Source organism: Flavobacterium terrisoli, from assembly GCF_030167905.1.
Lineage (GTDB): Bacteria > Bacteroidota > Bacteroidia > Flavobacteriales > Flavobacteriaceae > Flavobacterium > Flavobacterium terrisoli.
The window spans coordinates 281,934-307,057 of record NZ_JARGNA010000006.1; the positions used below are offsets into that span (position 1 = coordinate 281,934).

Here is a 25,124-nt window from a genome sequence, read left to right on the forward strand (position 1 = left end):
AAAGAAATTAATTTTACAAAAGATAAAAAGCTATGAACATAACAGCCGAAAACAGAAAATGGTTAGATGATCTGAATTTGAGTCATCCACTGGTAATCGCCGGACCATGCAGCGCCGAAACCGAAGATCAGGTATTGAAAATTGCACACGAATTAAAGGATTCTGATGTGTCAATTTTTCGTGCGGGAATCTGGAAACCCAGAACACGCCCGGGCGGATTTGAAGGCGTTGGTGCCATCGGATTAAAATGGATGCAAAAAGCGAAAGCTGAAACGGGTTTGTTAATGGCAACCGAAGTTGCGAATTCGGCGCATGTGAAGTTGGCTTTGGAACACGATATTGATGTGTTGTGGATTGGCGCGCGAACAACGGTAAATCCGTTTGCAGTTCAGGAAATTGCCGATGCCTTGCAAGGAACAGATAAAATTGTTTTGGTCAAAAATCCGGTGAACCCCGATTTGGCTTTGTGGATTGGCGGTGTAGAAAGATTGTACAATGCCGGTATCAAAAGATTGGGCGTCATCCACAGAGGATTTTCAACCTATGATAAAACCAAATACAGAAACATACCTGAATGGCAATTGGCCATCGAATTGCAAAGCCGTTTTCCTGATTTGGCTTTGATTTGTGATCCGTCGCATATTACCGGAAGACGGGACATGATTCAGGAAGTGTCTCAACAGGCTTTGGATTTGAATTATGACGGATTGATTATAGAAACCCATATTGATCCTGACAATGCTTGGAGTGATGCGGCACAACAGGTAACACCAACGGTTTTGAAACAAATCTTCAAGGATTTGAGAATCCGTAAAGAAACCGATGATGCCGATGATTACAACAATCGTCTGGCAAGATTCCGTGTGGATATTGATGAATACGATGGAAAATTGCTTGAGATTTTAGGCAAAAGAATGCAAGTAGCGGATAAAATCGGAGCTTTGAAAAAAGAGAAGAACGTAGCGGTTTTACAGAATAAGCGTTGGAACGAAATCCTGGGTAAAATGATTTTAGACGGAGAAGAAAAAGGACTGAGCGAAGAGTTTATCCTAAGGATTTTCAAAGCCATTCACCAGGAAAGTATTAGCCATCAGGAAAAAGTCATAAACAGATAAATTAATGTATTTTTGCAGAGGATAATCTAAAACAAGAAAAATTGACCGGACTCGTTTATAAATCTACCGGAAGTTGGTACACAGTGAAAGCCGAAGACAATGCGGTTTATGAATGCCGTATCAAAGGAAAGTTCCGTATGAAAGACATCAAAAGCACCAATCCGATTGCGGTTGGCGATGTGGTCGATTTTGAATTGGATGATACTTCCGATGATATCACGGGAACGATTCACAATATCCATGACCGAAAGAATTATATCGTCAGGAAATCGGTGAATCTGTCCAAACAAACGCATATTATCGCTTCCAATATCGACATCGTTTTTCTTTTGATTACCATCAATAATCCGCCAACAACAACCAGTTTTATCGATAGGTTTTTGGTTACTGCCGAAGCTTACGGCATTGAAGCCGTTTTGGTATTCAATAAAATAGACACTTTTGACGAAGCCATGCGCGATGAGCAATTGTACCTGCAATACATCTATTCCGAAATTGGATACCAATGTTTGCGTGTTTCGGCGGTGGAGAAAAAAGGAATTGAAGAACTGAAAGCCATGATGATTGGGAAAGTGAGTATGTTTTCGGGACATTCCGGTGTGGGAAAGTCCACCTTGGTCAATGCTTTGGAACCGACTCTGAATTTGAAAACCAAACACATATCCGAACAAAGCAAACAAGGACAGCATACCACTACTTTTGCCGAAATGTATGATTTGTCTTTTGACGCCAAAATCATTGACACACCGGGAATCAAAGGTTTTGGGATTGTGGATATGGAACCGCAGGAAATCAGCGATTATTTCCCTGAATTCTTTAAACTGAAAGACCAATGCAAATTCAACAACTGTCTGCACAAGGAAGAACCACATTGTGCCGTAAAACAGGCTTTGGAAGACAATAAGATTGCCTGGTCACGTTATAACAGTTACCTCAAAATACTCGAAGGCGATGACGAACATTACCGTTCGGATATTTACAATGACGACCGAATTGCCAGTGACGAAACCAGAAAATCGTAGTCATGAAAGCGGTTATTCAAAGAGTTTCTCAAGCTTCTGTGACCATCGAAGGTCAAATCGTAGCCGATATCCAAAACGGCTTATTGGTTTTGGTTGGTTTTGAAGACTCAGACGCCAAGGAAGATATCGATTGGCTAGCGACTAAAATTGCCAATCTCAGAATTTTTGCGGATGATAACGGAGTAATGAATTTATCCGTAAAGGAAACCAATGGCGAGATGATAATCGTGAGCCAATTTACATTGCATGCGCTGACCAAAAAAGGCAATCGACCATCCTATATCAAAGCATCCAAACCGGAAATTGCCATTCCGTTGTATGAAAAATTCATTGCCCAAATGGAAACCGAATTGGGTAAAAAAGTACAAACCGGACAGTTTGGCGCCGACATGAAAGTCAGCCTGCTCAATGACGGACCGGTAACTTTAATCATCGATACCAAGAATAAAGAATAAGATTATTAATAAAAACATAATTTTTCTATATTTGGGAAAATTAGGTGTCGATGAAATTTAAAAAAATCCCTTTCCTTTTACTGTTTTTTCCCGTATTCGTTTCTGCACAAAAGTTAGAGTATTCGGTGCTTTCCCTTCCTGATAGTTTAAAACAGAATGCCAACGCGGTCATTCGTTCGAACCATCTGAGCATTAATATTGCTTCGCAAAAATCAATGACTTTCAAAACGACCAAAGTAACCACCATCTTAAATGAATTGGGGTTGCGGAATTTGGATTTGGCGGAGCATTACGATAAAAACACCAGGGTAAATAAAATTGAGGCAACCGTTTATGACTCCTTTGGCAAAGAAGTAAAAACCTACCGCAGGAAAGATTTTAAAGATACTAGTGTAGCCGACGGGGTTTCGATTTTTAATGACAACCGGGCATTGTACCTTGATTATACTCCGGTAAGTTACCCTTTTACTGTGGTCTTTGAAAGTGAAAGTGAAACTTCAAATACTGCTTTTATTCCGCAATGGAATCCTGTGGGAGGTTATTTGTTGAGTACAGAAAACGCCTCTATAACCATTACTTTCAAACCCGAATTGCATCTGAAGAAAAAGGAAGTGAATTTTAATTCAAAATATGCCATTCAAAAGCAGGAAACACCAACTTCGGTAAGCTATACGGTTAAAAACCTAACGGCCAAAAAACGGGAAGAACTGAGTCCAGATTTTGATGAGATTTTCCCGGAAGTTTATTTTTCCCTTGAAAATTTTTCATTGGAAGGAATGGAAGGCAAGGCAGCCAATTGGGGTGAATTTGGCAAATGGTATTATGAATCGCTGTTGGCAGACACCGAAGAAATCCCGGAAGCTACAAAACTTAAGCTTCAGGAACTTATCGGGAACGAAAAAAACCAGTTTGAAATAGCGAGGATTGTCTATAAATATGTTCAGGATAAAACACGCTATGTCAGCGTGCAGGTAGGCATTGGCGGCTGGAAACCCATGCTGGCCAAAGATGTCGACAAATTGGGATACGGCGATTGTAAGGCACTCACCAATTACACCCGGTCTTTGTTGAAATCGGTAGGCGTTACTTCTTACTATACGGTGGTGTATGCCGGTGCCGATGATACCAGAGATCTGCAAAACGATTTTGCTTCGATACAGGGGAACCATGTGATTTTGACCTTACCAACAACCGATAAAGGAATGGTTTGGCTGGAATGTACCAGTCAAATACATCCGTTTGGTTTTCAGGGCGATTTTACCGATGACCGAAATGTATTGCTTATCAAACCCGAAGGGGGCGAAATTGTTAAAACCAAGACCTTTACCGAAGCAGAGAACCTGAGAACCATTAAAGGGAATTATCAAATCTCTGCGGAAGGTGATTTTACCGGTAAGGTAAAGATGGTTTCCAAAGGGATACAGTATGACAATTATTTTGTCAGAGAGCGCAAAAGCCATGATGACCAAATTAAAGATTACAAAGAGGAGTTCAGCAATATCAACAATTTGACCATCAAAAAAATCAACCTGAATAACAATCCTAAAAGTGTTGAATTTGTAGAAGATTTAGAGATGGAAGCCGAAGGTTATGCCCAAAATTCAGATGGTAAGCTATTGTTTGCCCTAAATGCCTTTGATCAAAATTCTTATATACCCAAAAAACACCGTACAAGAGAGTTTGCCTTTGAAATGCTGAGAGGTTATACCGATGAGTCGGAAACTGAAATCACCTTGCCACAAGGATATGTGGTAGAAGCAAAACCAAATAGTGTAACGCTCGAAAATGAATTTGGGAATTATAAGATCGAATTTTTAACGGTGAGTCCTGATAAACTGCTTTGCAAAAGAAAGCTGATCATCAAAAAAGGACTTTATGATAAAACCAAATATGAAACCTACAGAAAGTTCAGAGAAGCGGTCGCCAAAAGCGATAATTCAAAAATTGTCATAACCAAAGCCTGAAAACATGAAAAAAATAATCTTGATATCGATATTGCTGATCAACGGATTGGCCTTTGCTCAAAAGAAAGAATTAGGGAAAGTAACCATTGAGGAACTGACCGAAAAAGTATGCCCGACAGATTCCTCGGCAGTAGCGGCCTATTTAATTAAATGCGGGAATGTAAGATTTGAATTTTCCACAAACAATGGTTTCTCAATTGTAAAAACCTACAAGATTAAAATAAAGATTTACAAAAAGGAAGGTTATGAATGGGCAAATCAAAGCTTAGGGTATTATACCGGCAGTAACGGAAAAGATAAACTTAATTTTTCTAATGCCATAACCTATAATTTGGTTAATGATAAAATCGAAAAGACAAAACTCAAAAGCGATGGAGAATTTGAAGAAAAAGTAAATGATTATTGGTCCGTAAAAAAAATCACTTTGCCCAATGTAAAAGAAGGCTCCATTATTGAATATGAAGCTGAGTTGGAATCAGAGCGGTCAAATTCAATTGATGAATGGTATTTTCAAAGTACCATACCTGTGGTGTATTCTGAATTTAAGACAGCTATCCCTGAGTATTTTATTTACAACATGATGTCTCGAGGTTATATAGCACCACAAGTCCTTACGGATAAAGGCAGCAAATCAATTTCTTACACTTCTAAAGACAGGGTTTCCAACAGATTTGGTACCAGAACCGATTTCTCAACGGATCAATTTTCTTATAACGAAACCAAAACTACTTTTATCCTTCAGGATGTGCCCGCTTTAAAAGATGAGTCGTATGTAAATAATATTAAAAATTATACATCCAGTGTAAAATATGAACTTTCTTCAATACAAATTCCCGGGGAAACGTTTAAAAACTTTACCACCGATTGGGAAACCGTCGTAAAAACCATTTATGATGATGACGATTTCGGAGCAGAGTTGAATAAAACCGGATATTTTGAAAAAGACTTGGATGCTTTATTAAACGGAGTTACTGCTCAGGAAGAAAAGATTGGGTTAGTCTTTAATTTTGTAAAGTCCAAAATGAATTGGGATGAAAGTTATGGATTCGGTTGCAATGAGGGTGTTCGCAAGGCCTATCAGGATAGGAAAGGGAACGTAGCGGAAATCAACCTGATGCTTACCTCAATGTTAAGGTATGCGGGAATTGAAGCCAACCCGATTTTAATCAGTACCCGTTCAAACGGAGTGTCGCTTTTTCCGTCGAGAACGGCTTTTGACTATGTCATTTCGGGAGTAGAACTCAACAACCAAGTGGTTCTGTTTGATGCAACCAACAAATTCTCCCTGCCCAATATTTTGCCAATCCGCGATTTGAATTGGTTTGGAAGGATTATCAGAAAGAATGGCAGTTCCGCAGAAATTAATCTTATGCCAACTTCCAATTCCAAAGAGGTGGTCAATATTATGGGGGCTATTAATAAAGATGGTTCTGTTTCCGGCAAAATCAAAGACCAACATTTTGACTACAATGCCTTTGTTTTCAGGGAAAAAAACCATGGTATTGCCAAAGAAAGCTATATCGAAAAATTGGAGAAGAAACACCAGGGATTGGAAATTGGGGAATATGATGTGCAAAATGCGGATGACCTGTCAAAACCGATAGTGGAAAATTACAGTTTTACCTCTACCAATGCAGTAGAAATTATCGGAGACAAAATGTATGTTTCCCCTTTGATGTTTTTTGCCCTTACCGAAAATCCGTTCAAACAGGAAACCCGTGAGTATCCTGTTGATTTTGTTTACCCGAACCAGGACAAGTTCAATATCAGCCTGACATTACCCGAAGGCTATGTGATTGAAACCATGCCGCAACCGAAAGCTGTCGGGATGCCCGAAGAAATGGGAAGTTTTAAATACAATTTATCAAATAACGGAACCCAGATTCAAATCGTGAGCGCGCTCGATATCAATGAAGCGATAATCAGTTCGGAATACTATGAAGCCCTGAAAAGCTTCTACAAAGAAATTGTCAACAAACACACAGAAAAAATTGTACTTAAAAAAGGTTAATCACATGCGCCATCTATTGTTGTTCCTGCCATTGCTTTTTATCACCCAAAATTACGCCCAAAACTATCAATTGGGGAAAGTTACCATCGAAGAGTTAAAAGAAAAAAACTGCCCTATAGACACTTCGGCTGTGGCGGCTTACCTTTTTAAAGATGAATTTATTACCTATGAAAGCGATGGAAGTTTTGTTAGCGAGACACGCGTAAAACTGAAGATTTATAAAAAAGAAGGGTACCGCTATGCCAATATCAGTGAAGTCTTTTACAAATTGTCAAAAGAGCCCGATTTTAAGGATGTGGCCATCTATAATTTGGTGAACGGGGAAGTGAAAAAAAGCAAATTGGGTAGAGAAGGTGAGTTCAAGGAAGAAGTCAACAAAGAAGTTTCCATCAAGAAAATTACACTTCCCGATGTCAAAGAAGGTTCCATAATTGAGTACAGGATTTTGGATTACACCAGAAGTGCATTCAATTTGGTTAATTTTTATTTCCAGGAAGCTATTCCAATCCGTAATATTAAGTTGACTGTTGAATACCCTACCCGGTTGTCTTACAACAAAAGTATGAGTGGCCGTAATCTGGATCCGGTCGTGAAAAAGGAAAGGGTAAACGATACTTACAATGTCAGATATTTAAAAAACAAGGATGTTTATGAGTTGGTCGATGCACCGGCGCTGAAAGACGAGGGCTTTGTGAACAATATTAATAATTACCGTTTCAAAGTCAGGTATGAATTAGCTGCGGTAATGACCTCAAAGGGTTATCCTGAAAGAATTACTACAGATTGGGAAACGATTGCCAAAAAAATTTATGAATCGGATGGGTTTGGCGCTGAACTATTAAAAAAAGACTACTTCGAAAAGGAACTTGAAGTGGCTTTAACTGATAAAAACACTAGAGAAGAAAGGATTAATGCTGTACTTGCCTTTGTCAAAAACAATGTAAAGTGGAATGAAGGTCATGGAATATTCTGTGATAAAGGGGTTAAAGAGGCTTTTAAAAGTAAAAACGGAAACGTGGCCGATATTAATTTGATGCTGACAGCCATGCTTCGCCATATTGGGTTGGAAGCCAATCCGATTTTGATTACCACCAGGTCACAGGTTCTCAATCCAAATCCTTCCTTAACCAGCCACAACTATGTTATATGTGGTGTTGAAATTGAAAATGACGTAATTTTGTTAGACGCTACAAGCAAATATTCATTACCCGATATTTTGCCTTTGCGTGATTTGAACTGGTTTGGTAGAATCATTCGGAGTAATGGCAGTACGGCCGGATTTGATATCATGCCCAAGAACAATTCTCAGGAAATTATCAACATCATTGGCAGTATTAATACCGAAGGTGAAGTAACAGGTAAGGTCAGGGACAAATATATTGATTACAATGCTTTTCTGTACCGCGAAGCCTATAACAAAATTACGAAAGAAGATTATGTTGCCAGCCTCGAAAAAAGACATGAGGGATTGGAGTTGTCCGATTTTGAAGTTAAGAACAGTGAAGACCTTTCACAACCGGTTATTGAAGAATATTCTTTTGTTACGACAAACGAAGTAGAGGTTATCGGGAACAAAATGTATTTTTCGCCCATGTTGTTTTTTGCGAAAAAGGAAAACCCGTTCAAACAAGAAAAAAGAGAATACCCGATTGATTTTGTATATCCGAAACAAGATAAATTCAATATCAGCATCACCATTCCGGAAGGGTATGCCATTGAAACTTTACCCGAGTCAAAAGCGGTAGCGATGCCTGATAACCTAGCCAGTTTTAAATATAATATTTCCATGAATGAGAATAAAATACAATTACAGTGTATCTTTGATATCAATCAGGCGATGATCGGTTCAGAGTATTATGAAGTGTTGAAAAATCTCTACAAAGAAATTGTAAACAAGCATACCGAAAAAGTAGTTTTAAAGAAAGTATAAAATGGATATCAAAAATGCCCAACTAGAAGTAGACCATTGGATAAAAAATCATGGTGTTCGTTATTTTAATGAATTGACCAATATGGCGCAGCTTACCGAAGAAGTGGGTGAAGTAGCGCGAATCATTGCACGCCGTTATGGCGAACAATCCGAAAAGGAAAGCGATAAAAACAAAGACTTAGGCGAAGAATTGGCCGATGTGGTTTTTGTGGTTTTATGTTTGGCCAACCAAACCGGTGTCGACCTCCAAGCCGCTTTTGACAAAAAAATGGATTTGAAAACCAAACGCGACCACGACCGTCATCACAACAACGAAAAACTAAAATAGTTTTGAATCTACTTCTAAAATCATCAACAGTTAACAAACAAAGTGCAATCAAGGTTTCCGGAAGTAAATCCGAAACCAATAGATTATTGCTGCTCCAGGCTTTGTATCCCAATCTGGTTTTGGAAAACACTTCCAATTCTAATGATTCGGAAGTAATGTTGAAAGCGTTGACTACAGATTTGTCATCCCGAGCGCAATTGAGGGAAATAGACATTCACCATGCCGGAACTGCCATGCGTTTCCTGACCGCTTATTTTGCCATTCAGGAAAACCGTGAAGTGGTTCTGACCGGTTCAAGCCGAATGAAAGAACGGCCAATCCAGATTTTAGTCGAAGCTTTAAAACAACTCGGTGCTGAAATCAGTTACGAAGGCATCGAAGGTTTTCCACCGATTAGAATCAAAGGAAAAAAATTAACACAAAACAAAGTTTCCCTTCCGGCGAATGTCAGCAGCCAATATATTTCGGCTTTGCTGCTTATTGCACCCAAATTGGAAAACGGAATTGAATTGACCTTAGAAGGTGAAATCACTTCAGTTCCTTACATTAAAATGACTTTGGCTTTGCTCAACGAAATTGGAGTTGAAACGTCTTTCGTTGGAAATAAAATCTCGGTAAAACCCCACTTCGTAATTCGTAATTCCAAATTCGTAATTGAAAGTGATTGGTCATCAGCTTCCTATTATTATTCGATTGTGGCATTGTCCAACATCGGAACTGAAATCACTTTATCGAGCTACAAACAAAACAGCCTGCAGGGCGATAGCATTTTGGCAGAAATTTATAAAACGTTTGGAGTGGAAACTGTTTACGAAAACAATGTAATTCATTTGCGTAAAAAAGAAAACAGCCTTCTGTCTTCAGCGTCCTTCAATCTGAATAATTCTCCCGATATCGCACAAACCATAGCCGTGACTTGTTTTGGTCTAGGCATTGGTTGTCATTTGACCGGTTTGCATACGCTGAAAATCAAAGAAACTGATAGACTGGAAGCTTTGGAAATGGAACTGGCAAAATTGGGCGCAACGGTGTCAGTAACTCAAGACAGCCTGACTTTGAAACCATCATCGGCCATTAATGAAAAGATAACCATCAAAACCTATCAGGATCACCGAATGGCGATGGCTTTTGCGCCTTTGGCACTCAAAGTTCCGATAATGATTGAGGATGCCGAAGTGGTTTCGAAATCGTATCCGACGTTTTGGGAAGATTTGAAAAATATCGGTTTCCAAATTTCATAGACCAATTAAATCAGTACCTAAGAACCTTTTACAAAAATAAACACCAAAACACTTGACAACGCCTGTCTCACGATAGTATATTTGCACGCAGTTAAAATTATGGTAACTCATAACTCATAACTTATAACTTATAACTCTATTTAGATGAAATTATCTCATTTTCAATTCAATTTACCAACCGAATTACTAGCTGAATTTCCTGTAGAAAACCGTGACGAATCAAGATTGATGGTCGTTAACAGAAAAACCAAAACCATTGAACACAAATTATTCAAAGACATTATCGATTATTTCGACGATGGCGATGTAATGATTTTGAACAATACCAAGGTTTTCCCGGCACGTATGTATGGAAACAAAGAAAAAACCGGAGCGCGTATCGAAGTTTTCTTATTAAGAGAACTTAATGCAGAACAACGTCTTTGGGATGTGTTGGTTGATCCGGCGCGTAAAATCAGAATTGGAAACAAATTATATTTCGGAGAAGACGATTCGTTAGTCGCTGAGGTAATTGACAACACGACTTCCCGTGGAAGAACCTTGCGTTTTCTTTATGACGGTTCGTACTCTGAATTCAGAAAAAAATTAACCGAACTGGGAGAAACGCCAATCCCAAAATACATCAACCGTGAAGTAAACGAAGAAGATGCAGAGCGTTACCAAACGATTTATGCCAAAGAAGAAGGTGCTGTCGCAGCGCCAACTGCCGGTTTGCACTTCTCAAAACATTTGTTGAAAAGATTGGAAATCAAAGGGATCGACTTTGCTGAGGTGACCTTACATGTTGGTTTGGGAACTTTCAACCCGGTTGAGGTGGAAGATTTGTCCAAACACAAAATGGATTCCGAAGAGTTAATCATCACTCAGGAAGCCTGTGACATCGTGAATCAGGCAAAAGAGAAAAAGAAAAAAATCTGTTGTATCGGAACCACATCGATGAGAGCCATCGAAAGTTCAGTTTCTTCAGCAAGAACCTTAAATCCTTATACCGGCTGGACGAATAAATTCATTTTTCCACCTTACGATTTCAGTATCGCCGATTGTATGGTAACCAATTTCCATACGCCAAAATCAACTCTGTTGATGATGGTTTCTGCTTTCTGTGGTCACGATTTGATGAAAAAAGCTTACGAAGAAGCGATTAAAGAAAAATACCGTTTCTATTCTTACGGAGACGCGATGTTGATTCTTTAATCAGAACTTCAAATGATATATAAATCCCGACAGTAATGTTGGGATTTTTTTTGGAGCATTTTCCTGCTGTCCGCTTTACTTCGGTATCGCTTCCATCAGGGCTAAATGAAATCTTTAGGATTAAAACTTTGACCCGAGCCTGAAGGGCGAACTGAACGAAGTTAAACTTTGCCACTTTGAAACTTTGCTACTTTGCCACTTTTCAATACTTTTACGCCTCAAACATAACTAAGCATGACTTTTAAAAATACCCGCGAATTTGCACAACAATTGGATTCGCAAGATGAATTACAACACTACAGAAACGAGTTTATTTTCCCGCAGCACAATGGTAAAAATGTGATTTATTTCACCGGAAATTCTTTGGGCTTACAACCCAAACGCACCAAGCAATATGTAGATGAGGTGATGAACGACTGGGGCAATTTAGCCGTGGAAGGACATTTTTACTCCGAAAAACCCTGGTGGGATTACCACGAAAGATTCGCTGCTCCGTTGAGCGGAATCGTAGGGGCCAATCCATCCGAAATTACGGTGATGAATACATTAACGGTGAATTTACACTTGTTGATGGTGTCGTTTTACAAACCAACAGCAACGCGTTACAAAATCATTTGCGAAGAAAAAGCGTTTCCATCTGACCAGTACATGTTCCAAAGTCAGGTGAATTATAGAGGTTACAAAACCGAAGATGCCATAGTCGAAATCAAAAGAAGGGAAGGCGAACACAACATCCGTCTGGAAGATGTTTTGGCCAAGATTGAAGAAGTAGGCAATGAGTTGGCTTTGGTTTTAATCGGAGGCGTAAATTATTATACCGGTCAGGTTTTTGATATGAAAACCATTACAGAAGCCGGTCACAAAGCCGGTGCGATTGTTGGCTTTGATTTGGCCCATGCCGCTGGAAACATTGAATTGCAATTGCACGATTGGAATGTCGATTTTGCTGCCTGGTGTAGTTATAAATACATGAATTCGGGACCGGGAAATGCATCGGGTTGTTTTATTCATGAAAAACATCATACAGATAAAACCTTAGCGCGTTTCGGCGGTTGGTGGGGACATAATAAAGAACGCCGATTTAAAATGGAACCGGAATATGACCCGATTGTGGGAGCCAATGGCTGGCAGGTTAGTAATTTGCCGATATTGTCTTTAGCGCCTTATTTAGCTTCAGCCGAAATGTTTGCTGAAGTTGGGATGCAAAAACTAATCAAAAAGCGCAACCAGTTAACAGCCTATTTGGAATTTATCCTTCACGAAATTGACAACGAAATAGACGGAACCGAGTTTGAAATCATCACTCCTGCGAATCAGGAAGAAAGAGCGTGTCAGCTTTCGGTTTTTCTTCACGGGCAAGGCCGAAGCTTGTTCGATTATCTGATGAAGAACGGCGTGATTACCGATTGGCGTGAACCAAACGTTATTCGATTGGCACCCGCACCTTTTTATTGTTCGTATGAAGATATGTATGAATTCGGACAAATTCTAAAGCAGGGAATTTTAAATAAATAAAAAAGGGTTGTCATTTGACAACCCTTTTCAGTTAAATTTTATTTATTCACCAGCTGATTTCCGTCTGTTATAAAGGAATGATGAGTAGTAGATGAGTAGCATTTTGATTAAATATAATTGGTTTTATAAAAAACAATTCGTTGATTTGTAATTAATTATTAATTATACCACAAACTAAAAAAATTAAGAATGAAAACAAAACTACACTTTGCAGTATTTGCTTTTTTTGCCTTTCTGGGGATAAGCAATGCACAAGTTTCAGTAAAAGAAGCAGAAGCCAGACAATGGATAAAAGCGAACGAAAGCAGTCTGCAAATAAACCCTGATGATACTTTTTCTCTAAGATTTGTCAGAAAAACTGAAGCCGGAGAAACACTTCGATTTCAACAATTGAAAAATGGCGTGCCTGTTTTTGATTCAGAGATATTGGTGCATTTTGATCCTTATGGAGAAGTGTCCAGCACTGCATCGTCTTATAATACTGAAGCAGCTAGTATTATTACAACACCTGCCATTTCAAAAGAAAACGCCATTGCAATTTCCAATCAGGCATTAGAAGTGTCAAATGATATTACTTTTCAGGAAAGCAAATTGTTTGTATACACTAAATTGGGAGGAACCAAATTGGTTTACAGAGTATTGACAGATTCATTTTCAAAGACCGGAAGCTGGGAAACTATTGTTGATGCCCAAACTGGTGCAGTTCTAAGCACAAAAGATATTGCTTACTACTATGGAAAACACAAAAAAGAAAAAAAAGAAAATAAAAGCAATCCACCGGTTGCGATGGCTCCTTTAGCTTATGTTTCAGGAAGCGGAATGGTTTTCACTCCGGATCCGCTTGGTCCTACTGGTGCAATATATGGAGCAACTGGTTTTTCTGATTCCAGTGATGCTGCGTCAACTCAAATGAATAATGCAAGAGTTACGGTTACCTTACCTGAAATTGATTTAACTGCTGGAGTTTACAAATTAAAAAGTGCTTATGCCGAAATTAAGGAATTAGGAGCGCCTTCCAAAGGACTATTTACGCAAGCAACTTCAACCTTTAATTTCACCAGATCGGAAGATGGTTTTGAAGCGGTTAATGCTTTTTACCATATTGACAATAGTTTGCGATATATCAATCAAACTTTAGGCATTCCATGCGTTCCTTATCAGGCAGCTAATGCCGGAGCAGTGCATTTTGACCCTCACGCAGAAAGTGGCGCAGACAATTCACACTATTCAAATGGACAGTTGCATTTTGGTGAAGGCGGCGTTGATGATGCGGAAGATGCCGACGTGGTTTTACACGAATTAGGACACGGAATCCACGATTGGATTACTGGTGGAGGTCTTTCTCAGGTAAATGGATTGAGCGAAGGTTCAGGAGATTATTGGGCGGTTTCTTATAGCAGAAGTTTAAACCAATGGCTGTCAAGTACACCTCAATACAATTGGGTATTTAGCTGGGACGGTCACAATGCTTTTTGGGCCGGAAGAACTACAGACTACGGGGCGACTTATCCTGGAGGTTTAACAGGTCAAATCCATACAGATGGTCAAATTTGGGGTACGGCGCTAATGAAAATTTGGGATGCTATCGGAAGACAAAAAACAGACAAGGCTTTCCTTAATGGTTTGGATTTAACGACAAGTACTACCAATCAGCAAAATGCTGCCATTGCAGTAAGAACTGCGGCGATGAATATGAATTACCCATGTGCTGATATCATGGTTATAACGGAAAAATTTGAGGAAGCAGGTTATACAATGCCGTCAATCACTTTCAGAATGAATCCTATTGCCAACCAAACGGTTCAGGCTGGCCCTACAAATACTTTCACATTAACAAGTTTTGCGGCTCTAGCCAATCCAATCACCAATAATTGTGATGCAGGTTTGACTCAAACGCCGGTTGTTGGAACCGTATTGGCACCTGGCGACCATACCATTACAATGGTGGCTACCAGCGGTGCTTCAACCATTACAAGAACATTTACACTGACCGTTTTACCATACTTAGGAGTAGAGAATAATGTTAGAAATAACTTTATCATGTATCCAAATCCTGCTTCAAATCAAATCACAGTAAAAGGAGAATTTGATACTAACGAAAGTGTAACTATCTACAACATGTTAGGACAGGAGGTTATGAACAAAGCGATTACTTCAAATGAGCAAAGCATAGATGTTTCTAAATTGGCTTCAGGAGTTTACACCGTATCATTTAATACGGCTAAAGTATCCCGCAAGTTTATCAAAAACTAAAAAATATAACTCTAAAATACTTGAAACCACAATGAGCAATCATTGTGGTTTTTTTATTTCGGTATATCAAAAAAAACTCAGAACCTTAGTACCTTTGCACTTTACAAACTTTCAAATAAAATGACCAAACAACAAATCATTGACAATTTTGATCCAAGCCAACCGGGTTTAGCAGATGCCACGGTTTTTGGATTGCCTTTTTCAGCCGATCAGAGTGAAATTATTATCATTCCAGTGCCATGGGAAGTGACCGTGAGTTATGGAGCCGGAGCCTCTGAAGGACCGGAAGCAGTGCTTGATGCCTCATTTCAGGTAGATTTGAACCATCAGGATTTTCCCGAATTATGGAAACTGGGAATTTATTTAGAGGATGCACCAGCCCATTGGAAGAAAAATTCAGATCAATATAAAGAATTGGCCCAACCGATAATCGAGTTACTGGAAAGCGGAGAAGCAGTAGAAAATTATCCGGCTTTGCAATCGGATTTGGATAAAATCAATAAGGTTTGCCGTGATTTGCATACCGAAGTCAAAGACAAAGTATTGCATTGGATAAAACAAGGTAAAAAAGTAGCGTTATTGGGTGGAGATCATTCTACCCCATTAGGCTATTACGAAGCGTTGGCAAGCATCCATGACAACTTCGGGATTTTGCATCTGGATGCACATATGGATTTGAGAATTGCCTATGAAGGCTTTACTTTTTCACATGCCTCAATTATGTACAACGCTTTGCAAATTCCTCAGATTTCTAAATTGGTACAAGTCGGAATCCGCGATTTCTGTGAACAGGAAGTCGATGTGGTAAAACAATCCAAAGGCAGAGTCTTAATCAATACAGATGCCGATTTGAAAGCAGAAACCTTTGAAGGCAAAACCTGGGCAGCACAATGTGATGCCATTATCGCAAGTTTGCCTCAAAAAGTATGCATCAGTTTTGATATCGATGGCATGTATCCTTGGTATTGCCCCAATACAGGAACTCCGGTTCCGGGTGGATTTTCTTTTGAACAAGCGACTTATCTGTTTAACAAATTGGCTGAAAGCGGAAAAGAAATCATCGGATTTGATTTAGTCGAAGTGGCTCCGGGAGAGACCGATGATTGGGATGGGAATGTTGGCGCCAGAATGTTATTCCATATGTGTGGTGTTTTGGCCAAAAATAATGGACTTAACGTTGGCCAGAAAATCAATTTTCAAAGACAGTAAAACATAACAGCCTTGATTATAAAACCCTTTCAGCAAAACGGAAGGGTTTTTTATTTTACCAGATCGGATAATTTTTTCGGAGCGACCTCGCGATAAGCAGTCAATACAGCATCTTTAAGTAAATCGGAGTGAACACGGGTTAAATCGATAATCGTCCAGCCTTGTTTGCCCCATTTATTGGGCACGGGATAAACAATGGTTTTATCACCTAACGAAAAAACATCTTGATCCGTTTCTGATAATTTGATACAGGCTTCCTGCTTTTTTTCGTCAACAGTTACAAAAATTTTCTTGCCAACCCGAAACGAAGTTTTCTCAAAATGAGGTGCTTCGCTGGTTTCCGGAAGTGATAAAGCAAGATTTCTCAAAGTTGTTGATTTTGTTTGCCATTCATATTCTATTTCGTCATCCTGCCAATCTGCAATTTTAACAAAGTTAAGCTTCTCCAGAAGCTTTATCGCATTTTCATTTTGCTTGGTTGTTAAGGCCCAAATCCGTTTTAGTTCAATAGTGTTTATTCCAAAGTCAATGGCTGATTTCATCGCAGCAGTCATAAAACCTTTCCCTCTGAATTGTGGTAATAAAACACAGCCCAGTTCACCTGATTCTTGGTCAAATCCACGATAATAACCACAAGTGCCAAGAATAGCATTGGTCGTGTTCTCTGCGATGCCCCAATGGATGGAGTTGCCGTCGGTGTAATCCTTGTTGATTTTTGATTGCATTTCGGTTGCCTGTTTCAAAGTGGCTGCCTGAATGCCATCATAAAATGAAATCTCGATAATATCTTTAATGTCCGATGGCATGATTGGCCGCAAGGTGATTTTGTCGTCGGAGATGATTGGGAAATTGTCGTATGGTGGAAGTTTCATTTTGGTTTTCAATGACTATGACTAATCCTCAAATGTAAACAATTTTCTCCTTTTAAACTTCTGACTTCGTCGCTCGTACTTTGTGCTTTTCAATTCCTTATATTTGTTATTCAATCCCTATTCTATGAAACGAGTTAAGAAAATCCTGCTCGCCCTTTTATTGATTATCGTTTTAATTGTCATTGTTGGAGTCAGCTATCTGCAATGGAGCAAACCCAATTATGAAGGTGAATTATCCCTAAGTAATATCAATAAGGAAACCACAGTATATTTTGATGAATTTGGTGTGCCGCATATTTATGCCGATAACCAAAAAGATGCGATGACGACTTTGGGCTATGTACATGCGCAGGACAGATTATGGCAAATGGAATTGATGCGACGCATCGCGCCGGGAAGACTTTCGGAAATCTTTGGAGGTAAAGTTTTAAAAACCGATAAGTTCTTTGCCGGAATCGGAATTGATGAGAATTCGGCAAAAGCTGTAGCACAATTAGACAAAAATTCGCAAACCTATATTCTGGCCAATGCTTATCTTGACGGAATCAATCAATACATCGCAGAAGGCACAACACCGGTTGAAATCGGATTGCTAGGGATTGAGCAGGAGAAATTCACCTTAAAAGATGTTTACAACATCTTCGGATTTATGTCCTTCAGCTTCGCAATGGCACAAAAAACGGATCCGTTGCTTACCGATATCCGCGACCGATTTGGAATGGCATACTTAAAGGATTTCGGAATCCAGGGCGAATTGGGAACCCAACAACTGCAATCCTTTAAAGGGAAATACAAAGAGTACAACGAAATCTCCAAATCGGTAGCCGGTTTGCTCGAAGCCTCTCCGGTTCCGGCATTTATAGGGAGTAACAGTTGGGTAATTGGTGCCGAAAAAACCAAGAATGGCAAAGTGATTTTGGCCAATGATCCACACATTATGTATTCCCAACCGGGAACCTGGTACGAAGCACACATCGTTTGTCCCGATTATGAAATGTATGGCTATTATATCGCTGGAACGCCGTTTCCGCTATTGGGACACAATCACGATTACGCTTATGGTTTGACAATGTTTGAAAATGATGATGTCGATTTCTTTCAGGAAGAGGAAAACCCAAATGATGCCAAGCAATACAAAACTCCGGATGGTTTTAAGAATTACACCTATAAACAAAAAATTATAAAAGTAAAAGACAGTGCCGATGTCAAGCTGAATGTCAAAACCAGCCAGCACGGACCAATAATCACAGGTTTGCTCGACGGATTAAAAACCGATAAATCAGTAGCGATGTCGTGGATTTTCACCCAACAAAAGAACCAAATTCTCGATGCCGTTTATGCTTTGTCACACGCAAAGAGTTTAGAGAGTTTCCACAAAAGCATCGAATTGATTCACGCACCGGGATTGAACATCATGTATGGCGATGCCAAAGGCAATATCGCCTGGATTACTTCGGGGAAATTGTATAAAGTCGATAAGACTGTCAATACCAATTTTATCCTCAACGGCGCCAATGGTGTTGATGACAAAAAAGAGTTTCTTCCGTTTGACAAAAATCCTCAGGCAGTCAATCCGACGTGGCATTATGTGTACAGCGCCAATAACCAGCCTGAACCTATTGATGGCTATTTGTACCCGGGTTATTATTTGCCCAAAGACCGCGCTACCAGAATCGACGGTTTGCTCAAACCAAAGAATGACTGGACCAAAGAAGCCGTTTCCAAAATGATTGTCGACAATACTTCGGCAACAGCTCAAACCATTGTTGGCAATATGACCAAACATATTAATCCGGCTGAACTTTCTAAAAACGAAAAGGATGCGCTAAATGTTTTGCAAACTTGGAAAGCAACACACGAATTGAACGATGTTGCCCCAACGATTTACAACAAATGGCTTTATTTTTATCTAAAAAATACTTTGGAAGACGAATTTGGAGAGGAAAACTTCAAACTATTGCTCAGCACGCATATTGTGAAGCAAATGATAGAAGCCCAAACCCAAAATGCCAATTCGCCTTGGTGGGACAATATCAATACCAAAGGGAAAAAAGAAACCCAATCCGAAATACTGACTAAGTCGTTTGCTGCAGCAATTGCGTCTTTGGAAAACCAATTAGGAACCGATGTTTCTCAATGGTCATGGGGAAAAATGCATCAGGTAGAATTCCAGCACCCAATCGGGAAAGTGGAAATGTTCAGCAAGTTCTTTAATGTTGGGACGTTCCCGATTTCGGGAACCAACGAAGTCATCGATAACCAATTGTTTATTTATACGGATGACGCTGTAATTCCGGTCAAAGGCGGACCTTCAACACGACGCATTATCGATTTTTCAGATATAGAAAACAGTTGGAGCGTTTTGCCAACCGGTCAATCGGGCAATCCGATGAGCAAGCATTACAGCGACCAGGCCGAATTGTTTGTCAACGGGAAATTCCGAAAAATGAAACTCAATAAAAAGGAAATTGAAGCCACATCAACCAAATTGGTCTTTAAACCAACAAAGTAAAGTGTAAAATTATCCCAATTCCATTCGGCTATTCGGGTCAAAAAAGTAAATTTGCACACGAGGCCGTTAGGCCGAATAGTGTGACCCGAGCCCAAAGTGGCGAACGGAACAAAGTTAAATAAAAACCGTTTATAAAATTTCAATGCAAACTCCTCAAAAAATTGCTGTGGTTGGTTCGGGCTTGGTCGGGACTTTACTGGCAATCTATCTCAAAAGACAAGGTCATGCAGTTCATGTGTATGATCGTAGTCCCGATATCAGAACGGTAGAATTCTCAGGGCGTTCCATTAATTTGGTGATGTCTACCCGAGGTTGGAAAGCCATGGAAGATGTTGGGCTTGATGATGAGATTCGACAGATTGGAATTCCGGTAGATAAACGGGCGATTCATTTGAAAGACGGTAAACTCAATTACCAATATTACGGCAAAGACGGTGAAGCTATTTTTTCTTTGTCTCGAGGTGTTTTAAACCGCAGGATGATTGATTTGGCAGAAGCCGAAGGTGTTGAGTTTTACTTCAACCACAAGATTTGGGATGTTACTTTAGCCGATGCCACTTTGCATATCGGAGATTCCGAAAGAGGCGAGTGGACCGAATTGAAATACGACAAAGTCTTTGGTGCCGATGGTGCGTTCTCCAGAATCCGCCACCGTATGCAGCGCCAAAGCATGTTTGATTACTCGCAGGAGTTTATGAAAATCGGTTACAAGGAATTGCATATTCCTGCCAATGCTGACGGAACGCACAAAGTCGATAAAAACTCCTTACATATTTGGCCAAGAGGCAATTTTATGCTGATGGCTTTGCCCAATTTAGACGGAAGTTTTACCTGCACATTATTCATGCCATTTGAAGGCGAAAATTCTTTTGAGCAATTGGATACCGAAGCCAAACTGGTGGATTTCTTTGCCCATTATTTCCCCGATACCGCGGCAGTGATTCCCGATTTGGTGGAAGATTTTTTCAAGAACCCAACGAGTTATCTGGTAATGATGAAATGTTATCCATGGACATTTGAGGATAAAGTCGCTTTGATTGGCGATGCTTCCCATGCGATAGTTCCTTTTTACGGACAAGGGATGAATGCAGGTTTTGAAGACATTACGGTGTTGAGCGAAATGATGTCAAAATATGGCGATGACTGGAAAATGATTTTCTCAGAATATGAAAAATCACGCAAACCCAATGCCGATGCAATAGCCGAATTATCCCTTCGAAATTTCATTGAAATGAGTACCAAAACCGCCGATGAGCAATTCCTGTTGCAAAAGAAAATAGAAAAATGGTTTTCCGACAAACATCCCGATAAATGGCTGCCGCTGTACAGTCGTGTGACTTTTAGCCTGCATCCTTATTCTGAAGCTTTGGCTTTGGGCGATTTCCAGAATCAAATCATGGAAGAAGTCATGCAAATGCCAAATATTGAAGAAAACTGGAATAGTCCGGAAGTCGAGAATAAGATTATAGAATTGTTGAAATAGTATTTAGGAGCTGTTCCCGCTTTCCGCGCTACATGGTAGCCAGCTGCAATCTGGGCTATGGTCAATCCTCCCGATGCACTTTCGTAAAATCAAAAGCCGGCTGGCAAATCGCAATGTATTCACAAGGTTCGTCAAACGGATTGGAATATTGCACCCGGGTATTCTTTTCAATTTTGATGGATTGTCCGGCTTCGACAATCACGGTTTCATCTTCAATGATAAACTGCTTTTTCCCCGAAATGATATAAGTGTATTCGTCAAACTCAGGCGTTTGAAATGGTTCGGCCCATTTTGGTGGCGCTACCATGTGTGCTATTGAAATTTCTGCATTTTTGGTTGTCGCATTACCATGATGTTCCTCGATGAGTTTGCCATCGGTTGTTGGCACCACAAAAGGTGCTTTTTGTACAAAGTATTTTTTACTCATTTCTTTTAAAATTTAGTCCCAAACATATTTCCAGCTGCTGTCTTTTTGTCTTTTCCAAACGGTGTGAAATACGCCTTTAAATTCTAGTTCTTTTCCTTGAAAGTCTTTACTCTTCCAAACATATTTCCCATAGGTATATGCCATCGATCCATCATCAGAAACTTCCACAAAATCGGGTGTCCAAGTTACTTTGGCTAATTGGTATTTCTGATCGCTGTAATACAATTTGATGTTTTCTTTACCCTTAATTATAGTGTCGTTTTCACGTTTTATCACGGCATTGTCGTCGGCAAATTGGTAAAAAGCTTCCGGAATACCTTTGGTTTGCGCCATGTTTTTAAAGTCTTCCTCGGCTTTTAGTACTTCTTTTTTGATGGGTTCCAAATCCAATTGCGCTTTGTCTTTTTGGCTACAGCCAAATAACAAAATCGCAGTCAAGGCTAAAATTACTTGTTTCATGAGATTACTTTTTAAATATAAAATAAACGGCCAAAATCAGAAATACAAACCCAACAGCATGATTCCAGCGGAAAGTCTCGTTTTTGAAAACCAACAGGGAGAAAATCACAAAGATGACCAAAGTGATGACTTCCTGTATGACTTTGAGCTGCATTAATGAAAATGGTCCACCATTGCCTTCAAAACCTACTTTGTTGGCCGGAACCATAAAACAATATTCAAAAAAAGCCAAGCCCCAACTGATTAAGACAATCGTAATCAATCCGGCATTTTCAAACCACTTCAATTCTTTGAATTTCAAATGCCCGTACCAGGCCATTGTCATGAAAATGTTAGACAAGACCAATAATCCGATAGTTAAATAGCCTTTCATTATCTTCTGAAAAGTTTGTTTAACACGCCAAAAACACCACGGATAAAAGTGGCACTTGTAACGACTTTTGTCACTGATTTGCCAATGACTTCGGCCGTACTTGGTTCGCTGCTTTTTCTTTTTTCTTCCTGTTGCGTTTCCTGTGCTTCTTCGGCTTGCTGGTTGGCTGCTTCTATTTTTTTAGTCAGCATTTCATAGGCGCTTTCGCGGTCTATTTCTTCTGAATATTTTCTAACCAATTTGGATTTGGCGTTGATTTCACCTATTTCGCTTTCGGTCAAAACATCCATGCGGCTCATTGGTGCGCGCATCATGGTGGCTGCCAATGGCGTCGGAACGCCTTTTTCGTTTAATGCGGTTACAAAAGCTTCTCCGATTCCCAGGCTGGTTAAGACTTCTGCCGTTTTGTAATAATCAGACAGCGGATAATTTTCAGCAGTTTGCTTGATGGCTTGTCGGTCATTGGCGGTAAAAGCGCGTAAAGCGTGTTGGATTTTCAAACCCAGCTGGGCCAAAACACTCGCCGGTACATCCATAGGGTTTTGGGTTACAAAATAAACACCGATTCCTTTAGAACGAATCAGCTTGATGATGGTTTCAATTTGGTTTAATAAGGCATCGCTGGCTTCATTAAAAATCAAATGCGCTTCGTCAATGAAAATCACCAACTCGGGTTGTTCGGCATCGCCTTTCTCAGGCATTTGCTGATAGATTTCTGCCAATAAACTCAACATGAACGTCGAGAATAATTTAGGCTTGTCCTGGATATCAGTCAGGCGAATGATATTAATGTAACCTCTGCCGTTTTCATCTATGCGCATCAAATCGTCTATTTCAAATGACATTTCGCCAAAGAAAATATCACCGCCCTGTTGTTCCAATTCGATGATCTTGCGAAGAATGATTCCGGTAGTTGAGGTAGATATTTTTCCGTAGCTTTCTTCAATTTCGTCTTTGCCTTCTTCGGTGATATAGTTGATGACTTTTTTCATGTCTTTCAAATCCAGTAATGGCATTTGCTTGTCATCACAGTATTTAAAAATCACGGCTACCACTCCGGCTTGGGTGTCGTTTAAATCGAGTATCCTGGAAAACAGTACCGGCCCAAACTCAGAAACGGTTGCTCGTAATCGTACGCCGTCCTGTTGTGACAACGACATTAATTCGACAGGAAAACTGCTTGTTGTATAGGGAATGTTAAGTTTGGCATGACGCTCGGTAATGAATGGTTTTTCTTCACCTTCTTTGGCTATGCCTGAGAAATCTCCTTTAATATCCATCATTAAAACCGGTATGCCAAAAGAAGATAACTGCTCAGATAGCACTTGTATGGTTTTGGTTTTTCCGGTTCCGGTGGCACCGGCTATGAGTCCGTGACGGTTTAAAGTTTTCAAGGGTACTTTAACAAAAGTATCGGCTACTGCTTCGCCGTTTATTATGGCGCCGCCAAGAGTAATACTTTCCCCTTTGAAACTATAGCCTTCATTAATATATTCTGAGAAATCGGATGCTGTTGCCATTTACTGTTTTTTAGGTTTATGAATGTTAAGCTAAAGGTATTGCAAAATAATCTATTTTTTGAAAATTATAAAATGTTAATTGTTCTAAGTGGCATTGAAAAATGTCATACATTTAGGTTGGCAAAAAAAAATCTCCTGAAAAATACAATTTTAGTACTTTTCACGTTATACTTATAAAAACGCATTAATACCTTGAAAATTAGAATTATTTTTATATAATATTTAATGATTGTTTTAAATGTCCAAAGCACCTTCAAAAGGGGATTAAAAGGATATGTTATGGATATGTTATAAATGTTAAAAAAAGTTTTTTTATTTGAAGTAAAAAATTAAATTTGCTCCTATTCAAGTTTATTAACAACTAAAACTTATAATTTATTAAAAAATTTAAAATTTAAAAAAATGGCAAACGTTAAAAAAGAATCTGGTTCAAATGGTTTAGGGATGATGTCGGGAATCATCATTGTAGCATGTATTTTTGTTGGGTGGATTATCTGGAATTTCATCATGGGTAATGGTGCTAACTTTGAAGGTGGTGTAAACACCGGACATCCGCTACCAGGAAATTATTTAGCAATGGTATACAAAGGTGGACCAATTGTACCGGTTTTGATGGGACTATTATTAATGGTGGTTGTGTTTTCAATCGAGCGTTTCGCCGTTATTTCTAAAGCAGGTGGAAAAGGAAATTTAGATGCTTTCATGAGAAACGTACAAGGAAGTGTTAAAGCTGGAAATATTGATGACGCTATCACTGCTTGTGACAAACAACAAGGTTCAGTAGCAAATGCAATCAAAGCGGCACTTGTAAAATATCAAGAAGTTAAGAAAGAAGGATTTACCAGCGAAGAAGCTGCTGAAACCATCCACAAAGAAATTGAAGAAGCTACTTCTCTTGAAATGCCAATGTTAGAGAAAAACATGACTATCTTGTCTACTCTTGTTGCATTAGGAACTCTTGCGGGATTATTAGGAACAGTAACGGGGATGATTAAAGCGTTCGCGGCGTTAGCTTCTACAGGAACTCCTGACCAGGCTGCCTTAGCGAATGGTATTTCTGAGGCTTTGATTAACACTGCTACAGGTATCTCTACTTCTGCATTAGCAATTGTAACTTACAACTTCTTTACTTCTAAAATCGATACTTTGACTTACTCAATTGATGAGGCAGGTTCAACTATTGTGAACACGTACAGAAAATTCAGAGGAAGTTTAAAATCATAATTCAGTAATTAGATTTT

General features: G+C 39.4%; 20 protein-coding genes. 15 read left to right on the forward strand and 5 right to left on the reverse strand.

The genetic code is table 11. From position 1 onward, the window contains the following. Positions 1-32 precede the first annotated feature (32 nt). From P1K33_RS10235 to P1K33_RS10290, 12 genes are all read left to right on the forward strand, one after another. On the forward strand, positions 33-1,115 hold the full coding sequence (locus P1K33_RS10235; RefSeq protein WP_284652868.1) for a bifunctional 3-deoxy-7-phosphoheptulonate synthase/chorismate mutase type II: 1,083 nt from the start codon (positions 33-35) through the stop codon (positions 1,113-1,115). A gap of 41 nt (positions 1,116-1,156) precedes the next feature. Next, complete coding sequence (rsgA, locus tag P1K33_RS10240; protein WP_284652869.1) at positions 1,157-2,137, forward strand: ribosome small subunit-dependent GTPase A; 981 nt, start codon at positions 1,157-1,159, stop codon at positions 2,135-2,137. Positions 2,138-2,139: 2 nt separating this feature from the next. After that, complete coding sequence (gene dtd, locus P1K33_RS10245; RefSeq protein WP_284652870.1) at positions 2,140-2,592, forward strand: D-aminoacyl-tRNA deacylase; 453 nt, start codon at positions 2,140-2,142, stop codon at positions 2,590-2,592. 50 nt (positions 2,593-2,642) lie between these two features. Then, the gene (locus P1K33_RS10250; RefSeq protein WP_284652871.1) at positions 2,643-4,556 is read left to right on the forward strand and encodes a DUF3858 domain-containing protein; all 1,914 of its coding nucleotides are present in this window, start codon (positions 2,643-2,645) and stop codon (positions 4,554-4,556) included. A gap of 4 nt (positions 4,557-4,560) precedes the next feature. Further along, the gene (locus tag P1K33_RS10255) at positions 4,561-6,567 is read left to right on the forward strand and encodes a DUF3858 domain-containing protein (protein ID WP_284652872.1); all 2,007 of its coding nucleotides are present in this window, start codon (positions 4,561-4,563) and stop codon (positions 6,565-6,567) included. Between the two features lie 4 nt (positions 6,568-6,571). After that, complete coding sequence (locus tag P1K33_RS10260) at positions 6,572-8,497, forward strand: DUF3858 domain-containing protein (protein ID WP_284652873.1); 1,926 nt, start codon at positions 6,572-6,574, stop codon at positions 8,495-8,497. Position 8,498: 1 nt separating this feature from the next. Continuing rightward, positions 8,499-8,825 (forward strand): nucleotide pyrophosphohydrolase, encoded by a 327-nt coding sequence (locus P1K33_RS10265; protein ID WP_284652874.1) that lies wholly within the window; start codon positions 8,499-8,501, stop codon positions 8,823-8,825. Between the two features lie 2 nt (positions 8,826-8,827). Further along, positions 8,828-10,066, forward strand: coding sequence for a 3-phosphoshikimate 1-carboxyvinyltransferase (gene aroA / locus P1K33_RS10270; RefSeq protein ID WP_284652875.1), 1,239 nt, complete (start codon positions 8,828-8,830; stop codon positions 10,064-10,066). 144 nt (positions 10,067-10,210) lie between these two features. Continuing rightward, a complete protein-coding gene (gene queA / locus P1K33_RS10275; RefSeq protein WP_284652876.1) occupies positions 10,211-11,260 on the forward strand; it encodes a tRNA preQ1(34) S-adenosylmethionine ribosyltransferase-isomerase QueA in 1,050 nt (349 codons plus the stop codon). 234 nt (positions 11,261-11,494) lie between these two features. After that, entirely contained in the window at positions 11,495-12,775 is a 1,281-nt protein-coding gene (gene kynU / locus P1K33_RS10280; RefSeq protein WP_284652877.1) for a kynureninase, read from the forward strand. Positions 12,776-12,964: 189 nt separating this feature from the next. Continuing rightward, positions 12,965-15,028 (forward strand): T9SS type A sorting domain-containing protein, encoded by a 2,064-nt coding sequence (locus P1K33_RS10285; protein ID WP_284652878.1) that lies wholly within the window; start codon positions 12,965-12,967, stop codon positions 15,026-15,028. A 120-nt stretch (positions 15,029-15,148) separates the two neighbouring features. After that, positions 15,149-16,237, forward strand: a complete 1,089-nt coding sequence (locus tag P1K33_RS10290) for an agmatinase family protein (protein ID WP_284652879.1) — start codon at positions 15,149-15,151, stop codon at positions 16,235-16,237. 50 nt (positions 16,238-16,287) lie between these two features. Here the strand turns inward: P1K33_RS10290 and P1K33_RS10295 are convergent, their stop codons facing one another. Next, positions 16,288-17,109 carry a GNAT family N-acetyltransferase gene (locus P1K33_RS10295; RefSeq protein ID WP_284652880.1) on the reverse strand — a complete coding sequence of 274 codons (822 nt, stop codon included), beginning with the start codon at positions 17,107-17,109 and terminating at the stop codon, positions 16,288-16,290. A 124-nt stretch (positions 17,110-17,233) separates the two neighbouring features. Between P1K33_RS10295 and P1K33_RS10300 the strand changes: the two genes are divergently transcribed. Together P1K33_RS10300 and P1K33_RS10305 are read left to right on the forward strand one after the other, a co-directional pair. Beyond that, positions 17,234-19,621, forward strand: a complete 2,388-nt coding sequence (locus P1K33_RS10300) for a penicillin acylase family protein (protein ID WP_284652881.1) — start codon at positions 17,234-17,236, stop codon at positions 19,619-19,621. Positions 19,622-19,763: 142 nt separating this feature from the next. Next, positions 19,764-21,104 carry an FAD-dependent oxidoreductase gene (locus tag P1K33_RS10305; RefSeq protein WP_284652882.1) on the forward strand — a complete coding sequence of 447 codons (1,341 nt, stop codon included), beginning with the start codon at positions 19,764-19,766 and terminating at the stop codon, positions 21,102-21,104. Positions 21,105-21,165: 61 nt separating this feature from the next. Here the strand turns inward: P1K33_RS10305 and P1K33_RS10310 are convergent, their stop codons facing one another. The 4 genes from P1K33_RS10310 to P1K33_RS10325 are packed head-to-tail and all read right to left on the reverse strand — an operon-like array spanning position 21,166 to position 23,883. Beyond that, entirely contained in the window at positions 21,166-21,531 is a 366-nt protein-coding gene (locus P1K33_RS10310; RefSeq protein WP_284652883.1) for a cupin domain-containing protein, read from the reverse strand. Between the two features lie 12 nt (positions 21,532-21,543). Then, entirely contained in the window at positions 21,544-21,990 is a 447-nt protein-coding gene (locus tag P1K33_RS10315) for a YybH family protein (protein WP_284652884.1), read from the reverse strand. A 4-nt stretch (positions 21,991-21,994) separates the two neighbouring features. After that, the gene (locus P1K33_RS10320; RefSeq protein WP_284652885.1) at positions 21,995-22,363 is read right to left on the reverse strand and encodes a DMT family protein; all 369 of its coding nucleotides are present in this window, start codon (positions 22,361-22,363) and stop codon (positions 21,995-21,997) included. Further along, positions 22,363-23,883 carry a helicase HerA-like domain-containing protein gene (locus P1K33_RS10325; protein ID WP_284652886.1) on the reverse strand — a complete coding sequence of 507 codons (1,521 nt, stop codon included), beginning with the start codon at positions 23,881-23,883 and terminating at the stop codon, positions 22,363-22,365. Before P1K33_RS10325 ends, P1K33_RS10320 begins: the two co-directional genes overlap by 1 nt. A gap of 402 nt (positions 23,884-24,285) precedes the next feature. Between P1K33_RS10325 and P1K33_RS10330 the strand changes: the two genes are divergently transcribed. Then, positions 24,286-25,107 (forward strand): MotA/TolQ/ExbB proton channel family protein, encoded by an 822-nt coding sequence (locus P1K33_RS10330; RefSeq protein WP_284652887.1) that lies wholly within the window; start codon positions 24,286-24,288, stop codon positions 25,105-25,107. The last annotated feature ends 17 nt before the right edge of the window (positions 25,108-25,124 follow it).